This window comes from Streptomyces sp. NPDC002619, from assembly GCF_042889305.1.
In the GTDB taxonomy this organism is placed as follows: domain Bacteria; phylum Actinomycetota; class Actinomycetes; order Streptomycetales; family Streptomycetaceae; genus Streptomyces.
In genome coordinates this window covers 89,914-102,771 of record NZ_JBIAQV010000006.1, presented here as the reverse complement: position 1 = coordinate 102,771, position 12,858 = coordinate 89,914, and the positions used below count along the sequence as shown (strand labels likewise).

Annotated in this window: 12 protein-coding genes; 8 read left to right on the top strand and 4 right to left on the bottom strand. The window is 72.5% G+C overall.

All coding sequences use genetic code 11. The features are described 5' to 3' along the window. Window positions 1–32 precede the first annotated feature (32 nt). Window positions 33–767, bottom strand: a complete 735-nt coding sequence (locus ACFYXB_RS13245) for an FCD domain-containing protein (RefSeq protein ID WP_351353254.1) — start codon at window positions 765–767, stop codon at window positions 33–35. A 96-nt stretch (window positions 768–863) separates the two neighbouring features. On the opposite strand from ACFYXB_RS13245, the gene ACFYXB_RS13240 reads away from it, so the two are divergent. The 4 genes from ACFYXB_RS13240 to ACFYXB_RS13225 are packed head-to-tail and all read left to right on the top strand — an operon-like array spanning window position 864 to window position 5,297. Continuing rightward, entirely contained in the window at window positions 864–2,222 is a 1,359-nt protein-coding gene (locus ACFYXB_RS13240; RefSeq protein ID WP_351353257.1) for a glutamine synthetase family protein, read from the top strand. 11 nt (window positions 2,223–2,233) lie between these two features. Then, window positions 2,234–3,607, top strand: a complete 1,374-nt coding sequence (locus ACFYXB_RS13235; RefSeq protein WP_389581140.1) for an aldehyde dehydrogenase family protein — start codon at window positions 2,234–2,236, stop codon at window positions 3,605–3,607. Further along, the gene (locus tag ACFYXB_RS13230; RefSeq protein WP_389581138.1) at window positions 3,604–4,386 is read left to right on the top strand and encodes a 3-oxoacyl-ACP reductase; all 783 of its coding nucleotides are present in this window, start codon (window positions 3,604–3,606) and stop codon (window positions 4,384–4,386) included. Before ACFYXB_RS13235 ends, ACFYXB_RS13230 begins: the two co-directional genes overlap by 4 nt. A gap of 26 nt (window positions 4,387–4,412) precedes the next feature. Beyond that, window positions 4,413–5,297, top strand: a complete 885-nt coding sequence (locus ACFYXB_RS13225; protein WP_389581519.1) for a DUF2510 domain-containing protein — start codon at window positions 4,413–4,415, stop codon at window positions 5,295–5,297. Between the two features lie 9 nt (window positions 5,298–5,306). Here ACFYXB_RS13225 and ACFYXB_RS13220 read toward each other — a convergent pair whose 3' ends face one another. Beyond that, window positions 5,307–6,509, bottom strand: a complete 1,203-nt coding sequence (locus ACFYXB_RS13220) for an amino acid deaminase/aldolase (protein ID WP_389581136.1) — start codon at window positions 6,507–6,509, stop codon at window positions 5,307–5,309. An 874-nt stretch (window positions 6,510–7,383) separates the two neighbouring features. On the opposite strand from ACFYXB_RS13220, the gene ACFYXB_RS13215 reads away from it, so the two are divergent. Both ACFYXB_RS13215 and mycP read left to right on the top strand, forming a co-directional pair. Then, window positions 7,384–8,316 (top strand): hypothetical protein, encoded by a 933-nt coding sequence (locus ACFYXB_RS13215; protein ID WP_389581134.1) that lies wholly within the window; start codon window positions 7,384–7,386, stop codon window positions 8,314–8,316. Next, window positions 8,313–9,476 carry a type VII secretion-associated serine protease mycosin gene (gene mycP, locus ACFYXB_RS13210; RefSeq protein WP_389581131.1) on the top strand — a complete coding sequence of 388 codons (1,164 nt, stop codon included), beginning with the start codon at window positions 8,313–8,315 and terminating at the stop codon, window positions 9,474–9,476. The genes ACFYXB_RS13215 and mycP overlap by 4 nt, the downstream gene beginning before the upstream one ends. A 9-nt stretch (window positions 9,477–9,485) precedes the next feature. Here mycP and ACFYXB_RS13205 read toward each other — a convergent pair whose 3' ends face one another. Next, complete coding sequence (locus ACFYXB_RS13205; protein WP_389581128.1) at window positions 9,486–10,454, bottom strand: serine hydrolase; 969 nt, start codon at window positions 10,452–10,454, stop codon at window positions 9,486–9,488. 150 nt (window positions 10,455–10,604) lie between these two features. Between ACFYXB_RS13205 and ACFYXB_RS13200 the strand changes: the two genes are divergently transcribed. Beyond that, complete coding sequence (locus tag ACFYXB_RS13200) at window positions 10,605–11,336, top strand: SseB family protein (RefSeq protein WP_389581125.1); 732 nt, start codon at window positions 10,605–10,607, stop codon at window positions 11,334–11,336. Between the two features lie 25 nt (window positions 11,337–11,361). Here ACFYXB_RS13200 and ACFYXB_RS13195 read toward each other — a convergent pair whose 3' ends face one another. Further along, window positions 11,362–11,730, bottom strand: coding sequence for a DUF1844 domain-containing protein (locus tag ACFYXB_RS13195; protein ID WP_389581123.1), 369 nt, complete (start codon window positions 11,728–11,730; stop codon window positions 11,362–11,364). A gap of 333 nt (window positions 11,731–12,063) precedes the next feature. Between ACFYXB_RS13195 and infC the strand changes: the two genes are divergently transcribed. Next, window positions 12,064–12,765, top strand: a complete 702-nt coding sequence (infC, locus tag ACFYXB_RS13190) for a translation initiation factor IF-3 (RefSeq protein ID WP_389581120.1) — start codon at window positions 12,064–12,066, stop codon at window positions 12,763–12,765. Window positions 12,766–12,858 lie beyond the last annotated feature (93 nt).

The window sequence follows — 12,858 nt, the reverse complement described above, 5'->3', positions numbered from 1 at the left end:
TGCCGCGTCCGGCAGGCCCCACCACCCACGCCTCACGCCAGGAACCCCCGCAGCAGCGCCGCCGTCCCCGCGCAGTGCTCGCGCATCATCTCCCGTGCCCCGTCCGCGTCCCCGTCCAGCACCGCCTCCACCAGCGCGGTGTGCTGCCGCTGGGAGTGCTCGAGGTTGCGCACCAGCAGCGGGATGCAGTCGAGGAGGTCGTTCACCGTCGCCCGCACCGCCGCGTACTGCGCTGTCAGCGTCGGGGAGCCGCACAGCTCGGCCAGGGTGAGGTGGAGCAGCGTGTCCAGGCGCCGGTACTCGGCGAGCGGCGCGTCGTGCGTGCGGGCCAGCGCCTCCCGCAGCCGCCCCTTCTGCTCCTCGCTCAGCCCGTGCGTCGCGCACAGCCCGGCCGCACCCACCTCCAGAACCTCCCGGAACCGCAGCACGTCCTCGATGTCCACCTCGGCGATCCGCCGCCGCAGCTCGTCCTCGCCGCCGGCGTCGGCCCGCGGCAGCACGAACGTCCCGCCGTACCGCCCGCGCCGCGACTCGACCAGCCCCTGGTCCTGAAGCACCTTCAGCACCTCGCGCAGCGTCACCCGGCTGATCCCGAGCCGCTCCGCCAACTCCCGCTCGGCCGGCAGCCGTTCACCGCCGGGCACCAGGCCAAGGCGTACGACCTGGAGGATCTGCTCCAGCGCCTCCTCGAAGCCGTTGCCCGCCCGCACCGGTCGCAGCACCGGAGTGAGCCGGTCGCCGAGACCGCCCTCGGCATTCGGTGGCATCCGGCCGCCACCCCCTTCCCAAGCAATGGTTCTCGGCAATACCTTATGGCTCCCGGCCCGGACGAAAAAGCGCGCAGAAGCCGAAGGAGCACTCCCGTGGCAGACCGCACACCCCCGCTCAGCGTCGAGGAGCTGCACGCCCTCGTCGCGAGCGGTGAGATCGACACTGTCGTCCTGGCGTTCCCCGACATGCAAGGGCGTCTCCAGGGCAAGCGCTTCGCCGCCCGCTTCTTCCTCGACGAGGTCCTTCACCACGGCACCGAGGGCTGCAACTACCTCCTCGCCGTCGACGCCGACATGAACACCGTCGACGGCTACGCGATGTCCTCCTGGGACCGCGGCTACGGCGACTTCGCCATGCACCCCGACCTGGCCACCCTCCGCCGGGTCCCCTGGAACGCCGGCACCGCCCTGCTCATCGCCGACCTCGCCTGGAACGACGGCTCCCCGGTCGTCGCCGCGCCCCGGCAGATCCTCCGGCGCCAGCTGGAGCGTCTCGCCGAGCTCGGCTACACCGCCCAGGTCGGCACGGAGCTGGAGTTCATCGTCTTCAAGGACACCTACGAACAGGCCTGGGACGCGAACTACCGGGGCCTGACCCCGGCCAACCAGTACAACATCGACTACTCCGTCCTCGGAACCGGTCGCATCGAGCCCCTGCTGCGCCGCATCCGCAACGACATGGCCGGCGCCGGCCTCACCGTCGAGTCCGCCAAGGGCGAGTGCAACCCCGGCCAGCACGAGATCGCCTTCCGCTACGACGAGGCCCTGGTCACCTGCGACCAGCACGCCATCTACAAGACCGGCGCCAAGGAGATCGCCGCCCAGGAGGGTGTGTCCCTGACCTTCATGGCGAAGTACAACGAGCGCGAGGGCAACTCCTGCCACATCCACCTCTCGCTCGCCGACGCGGCCGGCGGCAACGTGATGGCGGGTGACGGTGGCATGTCGGACGTCATGCGGCACTTCCTCGCGGGGCAACTGGCCGCGCTGCGCGACTTCTCCCTCCTCTACGCCCCCAACATCAACTCGTACAAGCGCTTCCAGCCCGGCTCCTTCGCCCCCACCGCCGTCGCCTGGGGCCACGACAACCGCACCTGCGCCCTGCGCGTCGTCGGCCACGGACGCTCCCTGCGCTTCGAGAACCGGCTGCCCGGCGGCGACGTCAACCCGCACCTCGCCGTCGCCGGTCTGGTCGCGGCCGGGCTGTACGGCATCGAGCACAAGCTGGAGCTGCCCGAGCCCTGCCCGGGCAACGCCTACACCGCCGAGTTCGCGCACGTCCCCACCACCCTGCGGGAGGCCGCCGACCTCTGGGCGAACAGCCCGATCGCCCGGGCGGCCTTCGGCGACGAAGTCGTCGCGCACTACGGCAACATGGCGCGCGTCGAACTCGACGCCTTCGACGCCGCGGTCACCGACTGGGAGCTGCGCCGCTCCTTCGAACGCATGTGAAAGGTCCTTTCGTGTCGAACGAGTCCGAGCTCCAGGTCCTCAATCCGGCCACCGAGGAAGTCGTCGCCACTGTCCCCGCCGCCACCGCGGCCGACGTGGATACCGCCGTCGTACGGGCCGCGCGCGCCCAGGCGAAGTGGGCCGCGCTCCCGCCCGCCGACCGCGCCCGTCTGCTGCGCCGCTTCGCCGACGCCGTCGACACGCACGCCGAGGAACTGGCGCAGCTGGAGGTCCGCGAGGCCGGCCATCTGCTCGGCAACGCCCGCTGGGAGGCCGGCAACGCCCGCGACCTTCTCCTCTACGCGGCCGGCGGCGCCGAACGCCTCCTCGGCAAGCAGATCCCCGTGCCCGGAGGCTGGGACGTCACCTTCCAGGAACCCCTCGGCGTGGTCGGCGTGATCGCCCCCTGGAACTTCCCGATGCCCATCGCCGCCTGGGGCTCCTTCCCGGCCCTGGCCGCGGGCAACGCCGTCGTCCTCAAGCCCGCCGAGACCACCCCGCTCACCGCGCTCCGACTCGCCGAACTCGCCCTGGAGGCGGGCCTGCCCGAGCACCTCTTCCAGGTGCTGCCCGGGTACGGCCACATCGCGGGCCGCGCCCTCGTCGACCACCCGGACGTGGCGAAGATCGTGTTCACCGGCTCCACCCGCACCGGCCGCGAGGTCATGGAGCGCTGCGCCCGCCACGTCAAGCCCGTCACCCTCGAACTCGGCGGCAAGAGCCCGAACATCGTCTTCGCCGACGCCGATCTGACGGCGGCGGTGGACCCCTTCTCGTTCCTGGACAACTCCGGCCAGGACTGCTGCGCCCGCACCCGCATCCTCGTCCAGGAGACGGTGTACGACGAGGTCCGCGACCTGCTTGCCGACGCGCTGGCCGCCGTGGTCGTGGGCGACCCGGCCGACGAGAAGACGCAGATGGGTCCGCTGATTTCGCGTCAGCAGCTGGACCGCGTACGGTCGTTCGTGCCCGACGACGCGCCCGCCCTGCGCGGCGGCGCGCCCGACGGGCCCGGCTTCTGGTTCGCGCCGACCGTGCTCACGGGGGAGCGGCCGGACTCCGAGGCGGCCCGCGAAGAGGTCTTCGGCCCGGTCGCCGTGCTGCTGCCCTTCACCGACGAGGCCGACGCGATCCGCCTTGCCAACGACACCCCGTACGGCCTGGCCGGCTCCCTGTGGACCCGTGACCTGGGCCGTGCCCTGCGCGTCTCCCGGGCCGTCCGCGCGGGCAACCTGTCCGTCAACTCCCACTCCAGCGTGCGCTACTGGACCCCCTTCGGGGGCTTCAAGCAGTCCGGACTCGGCCGGGAGCTGGGCCCGGACGCCCTGACCGCCTTCACCGAAACCAAGAACGTCTTCATTAGCACGGAGGGTCCCGCACAGTGAGCGCAGAGAACATTTGCCGGCGTCTCGTCGGCCGTACGGTCGTCATCACCGGCGCCGGCAGCGGCATCGGCCTCGCCACCGCCCGTCGGCTCGCCGCCGAGGGTGCCCACGTCGTCTGCGGCGACGTCGACGAGGCCCGCGGCAAGGCGGCCGCCGAGGAGGTCGGCGGACTCTTCGTCAAGGTCGACGTCACCGACGCCGAGCAGGTCGAGGCCCTGTTCAAGACGGCGTTCGACGCCTACGGCAGCGTGGACGTCGCCTTCAACAACGCCGGCATCTCGCCGCCCGACGACGACTCCATCCTGGAGACCGGTCTCGAGGCCTGGAAGCGGGTCCAGGAGGTCAACCTGACCTCCGTGTACCTGTGTTGCAAGGCCGCCATTCCGTACATGCGCCGCCAGGGCAAGGGCTCCATCATCAACACCGCATCCTTCGTGGCGCGGATGGGCGCGGCCACCTCGCAGATCTCGTACACCGCGTCCAAGGGCGGCGTGCTCGCCATGTCCCGCGAACTGGGCGTCCAGTTCGCGCGGGAGGGCATCCGCGTCAACGCACTGTGCCCGGGGCCGGTCAACACCCCGCTGTTGCAGGAGCTGTTCGCCAAGGACCCGGAGCGGGCCGCGCGCCGGCTCGTGCACATCCCGGTCGGCCGGTTCGCCGAGGCCGACGAGATCGCCGCCGCGGTCGCCTTCCTGGCCAGCGACGACTCGTCCTTCGTCAACGCCACCGACTTCCTGGTCGACGGCGGAATTTCGAGCGCGTACGTCACGCCGCTGTAGGGACGTCCTACAGTGCCGGAGTGAGCATGACACCCCCACCGGGCTGGTACCGCGACCCGCACGCCCCGTACCTGGAGCGCTGGTGGGACGGCACGGTTTGGACCGAACACCGGCGCGCACCGGGCGAGACGCCCCAGCCCCCGCCCAAGGACGGCGCCGGCCGCGCGAAGGTCGTCGCGCTCGTCGCCGCCGGGGCCGTGCTGGTCGCGGCGATCGTCGTCAGCGCGCTGGTGCTCCGCACCGACGACGGGGGCGACGGCGCCACGGCCGTGGACACTGCGTCCGCGGCCACGACGACCAGCCCGTCGCCCTCGACGCCCGCCCCCTCGCCCTCCGGCGATCCGAACCGCGTCGTCGACCAGCTCAACGGCATCACCCTGCCGCTGCCCGACGGCTGGATCCGGCCCCAGTACGTCGCGCAGCACGACGTCGTCATGACCACGGACGGCACCTACGACTGCCCTGCGGGCGTCGGCCTGTGCCGGCACGGCCTCGTCAGCACGAGCACCGCGAGCGCGGCCGACGGGACGTCACCCGAGACCCTCGCCAAGCAGGACATCGAGGACGCGGCCGACCTCGCCTACGACGAGGACTTCGCCGGACAGCGCCCCTTCGGGGGCATCAAGTCCCACCATCTCGTGGGGTCGGGGCAGGTCGCGGTCGCGGGCCGTGCCGGGTACTTCGTGCGCTGGCGGGTCACCACGGCCAAGGGGCCCGGCGGCTACGTCCAGTCCCTCGTCTTCCCCTCCAGCGTCGGCAGCGAGGCGCCCGTCGTCGTCCGCTTCGTGTTCGACGCGGGCCCGGACGGACCGCCGCTGTCCGATATGGACACCATCACCCGCGGGATCCGGCCTGTGGGCGACGCGGCCACCGGCGGCGGAGTCGGCAGCAGCATCGGCCCGACCGGCTAGCCCCTCAGCTCACAGGAACGTGCGGCCCTCGCCGCGGTAGGTCGGCACCGTCGCCGTCACCGCGTCCCCCTCGATGAGGTGCAACACGTCGAACCGCTCGCACAGTTCACCGGCCTTGGCGTGCCGGAACCACACCTTGTCGCCGAGCAGCAGATCGTCGGCGGGCGCGCCAAGCAGCGGCGTCTGCACCTCGCCGGGCCCCTCCTGCGGGTCGTACGACAGCCCCTCGGGCAGGTACGGCACCGGCAGCCGGTCGGCACCGGCGGCGCCCGAGGCGGGGTAACCGCCGCCGAGGACGGTCACCACGCCCACGCCCGGGCGCCGTACGACGGGCTGGGCGAAGAGGGCCGCCGGGCGACCGGTGAAGGATGTGTAGTTGTCGAAGAGCCGCGGCACGTACAGCCCCGAACCGGCCGCGATCTCCGTGACGGCGTCCTCGGCCGCGGTGTGCTGCACGCTGCCCGTGCCGCCGCCGTTGACGAACTCCAGGTCCTGCGCCACGGCCCGCACGGCCCGCACCACGGCCGCCCGCCGGTCGGCCAGCTCGCGCCTGGCGGCGGCCTGCATCAGCCGTATCGCACGCGAACGCAACGGCCGGCCGGCCACCGCGTCCCCGACACCGGCGATGTGCCCCTCGTACGCCATGATCCCCACGAGCCGGAAACCGGGCCGCCGGGCCACGGTCCGGGCCAACTCGGCGACCTGACCAGGGGAGTGCAGGGGGGAACGGCGCGCCCCCACGCGCACCCGGCCGCCCAGCAGCTTCAGCGAGGTGTCCAACTCCAGGCAGACACGCACCACTTCACGGCCCCCGGCGCGCGCGGCGTCGATCAGATCGAGCTGGGTCGGGTCGTCGACCATCACCGTCACCGCGGCGGCGAGCTTGGGATCACCGGCCAGCTCGGCGAAGGCGGCGCGGTCGGCGGACGGGTAGGCGAGCAGGACGTCGTCGAACCCGGAGCGGGCCAGCCACAGCGACTCGGCCAGCGTGAACGACATGATCCCCCGGAAGCCGTCCTTCGCGAGCACCCGCTCCAGCAGCGCACGGCAGCGCACGGACTTGCTGGCGACCCGGACCGGCTTGCCCGCCGCACGACGCGCCAGATCGGCCGCGTTGGCGTCGAAGGCGTTCAGGTCCACGATCGCGAGAGGGGCGTCGAGAGAGGCGGTGGCCTTGTCGTACCGAGCCCGGTCGGCGGCGCGCGCAGTCATGAACGAAGCCTGCCAGACAGGATTACCGCAGGGTAGGGGGACGTTCCGGGCAGATGCCCCGGGGTCGCGGACTGGTTCCCGTTCGCCGCGGAACAACCCGTAGAGTGACGCGCACGCACGACGGGACGCCCCCGGCCGCAGCACCTGCGCCGGGACGCCGTCCCGCGCGCACGAGCAGACGGCCCGGGGACGAGGAAACGGGGGACGAATGACCACGGACTCCCGCCACGCCCCGACGCCGTCCAGGGACACCGACCCACGACCGACCGACACGGGGACGGACGACGTCCCGGCGGGCGAGGTCTCGGAGGCCGAACCGCGGGCGGGGCTCAAGGGCGGCGGTGCTGGTGAGGCGGATGGCGAGTGCGCGGCTGCGGTGAACCCTTCGGCGGCCGGCAGGGCTGAACGGTCGGGTGCCGGTGGGACCGAGGCACCCCGTTCGGACGGGAGTGAGATGTCCGCCGATAGTGCCGCGCGTGCTGTGGCCGGGCCCCGGTTCCCCAGCCTTCGGCCCTCTCGTGCGCCGCACGCTGCCGGTCCCGCCGGTCCGCCCCCGCCGCCCGCCTCGGCGCGTTTCCCGGATACCCCGCCCACCGCCGGCCGCGACACCGCCCCCGTCGGCATGCCGCCCCGGCCCGCGCAGCGACCCACGGTCCCGCCCCGCCCCGCCCCCGCCGAGACCCCGTCGGAGACGACGACGCGCCTGCGTCCGGTACCCCCGGCGCCGAAGGCCGAGTACGCGCCGGGGCCCCGGTCCGGGACCGGCAGTACTCCCTCCCGTACTCCCGAGACCGGAACCGGCTCGAACCCCGACCCCGACTTCCAGGCATTCGCCCCGCGCCCCCGTGCCACCGTCCTCCCACCCGTCCCGCCCATGCCCGCCACCCGCCCCGGCCCTCCCGTCGGCGGTCACGTACCCGGAGCCGCTGCGCTGTCCCCCGACCCCGCCCTGTCCTGGAGCGCGCCTCCGCTGCAAGGGGCGGCGCGGCCCGTCGTGTCGTTCGGGGAGCCCGAGGGGTACGACGAGCGGATGCGGGCGCGGCCGTTGGGAGCGCGCATACGGCCCCGTACCGCCGCTGCCGCCGCCTGCGTCGTGCTCGGTCTCGGGCTCATCGGCGGTGCCGTGACCGGGAGTTGGCTCACGGGGGACACCGGAGGCAGCGGGAGCGGCGGTACCTTCAGCGCGGCTGCCGGACTCTGGCACAGCGTCCCCGTCGACGACCTGTTCCCGCCCACCGTGCAGGGCACCGGCGCCGGACCCGGCGGAGCCGACCGGACCTGGACCCGGATCGCCGTCGCTCCGGACAGCGGCTGCGCCCACGCCTTCGACCCCCTGCTGCGCAAGGCACTCGCCCCCGTCGGCTGCCACCGCCTCCTGCGCGCCACCTACACCGACGCCACCCAGAGCTATGTCACCACCGTCGGCCTCCTGTTCACCAAGGCCGACTCCGCCGCCATGGCCTCCCTCGCCGCCCGCTTCAAGGACGAGGCCCTGGACCGCCGTACCGATCTGATGCCCCGCCCGTACGCCACCAAGGACACCGTCGCCGAGCGCTTCGGCGACAAGCAGCGCGCCTCCTGGACCATCTCCGTGCTCACCGACGCCCCGATCGTCGCCTACGCGGTCTCCGGCTGGAGCGACGGCCGCAGCGTCGACACCCCCCAGCCCGCCGCAGTCGCCAGTGAGGCCGGCGCCACCACGGCCCCCGCCCAGGCCGGTCTCGGCCAGGAGGCGCAGGGCCTCGCCGACCGTATCGAGCGGCGCCTGCGCAAGACCGTCGGCTCGGCCACGGAGACGCCCTCATGAACCGCACCATCGGCGGCGCCCTGAGCCTGCTGCTCGCCGGCTCCCTCGCCCTCCTGCCCGCCACCGCCGCGCACGCCGACGGCATACGGGCCCAGCAGTGGGCCCTGTCCGCCCTGCACACCCAGGACGCCTGGCGCACCACCCAAGGCAAGGGCATCACCGTCGCCGTCCTGGACACCGGCGTCGAGGCCGACCACCCCGACCTCGACGGCAACGTGCTGCCCACCAAGGACTTCATCGGCTTCGGCGCCAAGCAGGGCGACCGCTCCTGGGCCCGGCACGGAACTGCCATGGCCGGCATCATCGCCGGGCACGGCCACGGCCCCGGCAACGCCGACGGCGTCATGGGCGTCGCGCCCGAGGCGAAGATCCTCCCCGTACGCGTGATCCTGGAGGACGGCGACTCCGCCCGCGGCAAGGCCCGCAGCACCCGCGGCAACGCCCTGGCCGAGGGCATCCGCTGGGCCGCCGACCACGGCGCCGACGTCATCAACCTCTCCCTCGGCGACGACTCCGACTCCGCGCACCCGGAACCGAGCGAGGACGAGGCCGTCCAGTACGCCCTCAAGCGGGGCGTGGTCGTCGTCGCCTCGGCCGGAAACGGCGGCGACAAGGGCGACCACATCTCCTACCCGGCCGCCTACCCCGGCGTCATCGCCGCCACCGCGGTCGACCGCTACGGCACCCGGGCCGCCTTCTCCACCCGTCGCTGGTACGCCACGGTCAGCGCGCCCGGCGTCGACATCGTCATCGCCGACCCCGACCACAAGTACTACGAGGGCTGGGGGACCAGCGCCGCCTCCGCCTTCGTGTCGGGTGCGGTGGCCCTGATCAAGGCGGCCCACCCCGGACTGACCCCGGCCCAGATCAAGAAGCTCCTGGAGGACACCGCCCGCAACCCCCCGAGCGGCGGCCGCGACGACTCCCGGGGCTTCGGCTTCATCGACCCCGCCGCCGCCATCAAGGCGGCCGGCCGCCTCAAACCACTGGACCTGCACTCGGCGGCGTACGGCGAGAAGTACTTCGGCTCCGGCCCCGACATCCAGGAGGCGTCCTCTGGCGCCGCGGGCTGGGCCGGCCCCCTCGCGGGCAGCGCGGGCGGAGTCCTGCTCGTCGCGGCGGTGGTCCTGTGGCGCAGCCGCCGCGAGCCGGGCGACTGAGTCCCTGCGTCAATCGGTCGCGGATGCGGAGGGCTCGCTCGGGGTGAACGCCTTCACCGCCGCGCGAGCCGCCGCCTCGACCAGGGTGATGCCTCGCTCCTGCGAGACGGTGCCCTTCGAGAGCACGGCCACCAGATAGCCGCTGCCGTCGGCCGTCACCCGCCCGATGCTGTTGACGTCCCACAGCCCGGTCGTACTGCGCGGCAGCCAGCCGTTCTTCAGGGCCCAGGCGGAACCGTCGGTCACGGCCGAGACCCCCCACGCCTGGCCAGCCGCTATGGACTCCATCAGCCCCCGCAGATACGCCCGCGAGGGCGCGCTCAGATTCGAGTCGTCCCCGAACACCTGCTGGAGCAGCGTGAGTTGGTCGGCCGCCGTGGTCTGCGTCAGCCCCCACAGGTCGCCGGTGCCGCCCGCCGTGTCGGTGAGTCCGAAGCGCCTGTTCGCCGCGTCGAGCCCCTCCGCACCGCCGATGATCCGCCACAGCGCCGTCGCCGAGTCGTTGTCGCTGTTCTCGATCATCTTCGTGGCGTACGCCTTCTCGGTCGCCGCGAGACGCCGGTCCGCGTCCTGCGCCCGCAGCAGCAGCGTCGCCAGGATGTCGACCTTCACGATGCTCGCCGTGTCGAACGTCCCGCGGCCGTACGCGGCGCTCGCACCGGAGTCCAGGTCCAGCACCGCCACAGCCACCTTCGCGCCCGACGGCACGCGCACGTCCGCCATCGCCCTGCTCAGCAGCTCGTCCGGTTCCACGGTCGGCTCGGTCACCGGTTCCACCGATTCCTCCTCGCTCGCCGAGGCCGAGACGGAAACCGTCGGCGACAGCGACGACGACCGCGACGCCGTCGAGGATACGAGGCCCGGACCGGAGTGCGCTCGCGCCTTCACGTACACGGTCCCGGCCGCCGTCACCCCCACGACGGCCACGGCGGCGACCATGGCGTGGACAAGCTGACGGCTCGCTCCGGAAGGCTTCATGCCCGCGATGCTCGAGGCGGGGACTGTGCGCTCCGTTAGGCCGACGTTAGATCTGTGTCAGGGAAATCTGAGATTCCCGTGAAGCGCGTGTCCCCCTGGTTTCGGGGGCCGCACAAGCCCAGCAGCATCCCCCCTATAGGGTCGGTGACCGTGGCGAACAAGAACATTCCCGACCCCGGCTTCTCCGACGACGACGGCTCCGCCGACCCCCGGCTGAGCGCGGCGCTCGCCGCGTGGGCCGAGGACCGCACCGCCGTGGGCCCGGTCCTGGACGCCCTCAAGGGCGCCCGGCTGCTTGTGCCTGTCGTGGCCGTGCTCGGCGAGGTGGAAATGGACGAGAACGGGCTGCGCCGCGAGAAGACCAGCGACATGGCCGTACCGACCCTGAAGGCCGGGAACCGGACGGCTCTGCCGGCCTTCACGTCCACCGAGTCCCTCGCCCGCTGGGATCCGGCGGCCCGTCCCGTCGCCGTACCCCTGCACCAGGCGCTGCAGGCGGCCGCGCACGAGAAGGCGGACACGGTCGTCCTGGACATGTCGGGGCCGGTGCCGTTCGAGCTGACGGGCCCGGCCCTGCTGGCGCTCGCCGAGGGCCGTACGACGACCGACCCGCTCGCCGACCCGGCCGTCGTCGAGGCCGTACGCGCCGTCGTCGCCGCCGAGCCCGCCGTGCTGCGCGCCCACCTCGGCCCCGGGCAGGCGGACGGCACCCTCGCCCTCGTGCTCGACCCGGCCACCGTGCCCGCCGACGCCGCCCGCGCCGTGGCGCAGCGCCTCGCGGGCGACGACATGCTGAGGGCCCGCCTGGTGCGCGGCCTCGACCTGGCAGTGCTGCCGGCCGGGACCACGCCTCCGGGCGAGCCCTTGTTCGTACGCGGCTGAGCCGTACGCCGATGTACTGGCTGTACTAGCCGTAGATCGGCCCCGTGTACTTCTCACCGGGGCCCTGGCCCGGCTCGTCCGGGACGATCGACGCCTCGCGGAACGCCAGCTGCAGCGACTTCAGGCCGTCGCGCAGCGGCGCCGCGTGGAAGGAGCTGATCTCGGTCGCGCTCGCGTCCAGCAGTCCGGCGAGGGCGCTGACCAGCTTGCGGGCCTCGTCCAGGTCCTTGTACTTGTCGCCCTCCTCGGTCAGACCGAGCTTCACGGCGGCGGCGCTCATCAGGTTGACGGCGACCGTCACGATCACCTCGACCGCGGGGACCTCGGCGATGTCGCGGGTCATCTCGTCGAAGTCGGGCTGCCCGTCGGCGCCGGAGGGGGTGGTCTCACTCATGCGGGACACGATAGGCGCCCGAGGCGGTGAGTCCCCAGCTGGCCTCGGTTAGCCCTTCCCGTCCCGAGCTGCTAGCCTTGTTCAGCGACCGGTCGGACACCTGCGTGCCCGGCCCACAAGTGGAGGCTCCGATCTCCCACCTGACCGTCCCCCGGGGCGGCGGGTCACCGGTCAGACGACGACCACCGTTCCGTACGGACGGTGGAGTCGTCCGAATCGCGCCCCGCGGGCTCACCGCGGCGGTGCTCCGGAGGCTTCGGAGTCCCGCCTGTGTCCCGTCCGGGGCATTTTTCATGTGCCGGGATGGTTGGTCTCCATGTCAACCAGACATAAGTGGTCGTCCGCCAGGCGACCGCATGGTGCTACCGAGGAGGATCCATCAGCACCGAGCCCCGCATCAACGACCGGATTCGCGTTCCCGAGGTGCGACTTGTCGGTCCCAGTGGCGAGCAGGTCGGCATTGTGCCGCTCGCGAAGGCCCTGGAGCTTGCGCAGGAGTACGACCTCGACCTGGTCGAGGTCGCGGCGAACGCCCGTCCGCCCGTGTGCAAGCTCATGGACTACGGGAAGTTCAAGTACGAGTCGGCCATGAAGGCCCGTGAGGCGCGCAAGAACCAGGCGCACACGGTCATCAAGGAGATGAAGCTCCGGCCGAAGATCGACCCGCACGACTATGACACCAAGAAGGGTCACGTCGTCCGGTTCCTCAAGCAGGGCGACAAGGTCAAGATCACGATCATGTTCCGTGGTCGCGAGCAGTCCCGGCCCGAGCTGGGCTACCGACTGCTGCAGCGTCTCGCGGAGGACGTCCAGGACCTCGGTTTCGTGGAGTCGAACCCGAAGCAGGACGGCCGCAACATGATCATGGTTCTCGGTCCGCACAAGAAGAAGACCGAGGCGATGGCCGAGGCTCGTCAGGCGCAGGAAGCCCGTAAGGCGGAAGCGAAGGCCAACCCGGGCCGTTCGCAGAACCCTGCCGAGGCCGAGGCCGAGGCTGAGGCTGAGGTGCCCGCCGAGGAGCACGCCGAGGCGTGATCCACGGGACGCGAGTCCCATGGACGTAACCGAAACAGCAGCGACGCTCCACCGTGCCCGGTTCTGACGACCGGGCACCGGAGCGCCACCGAC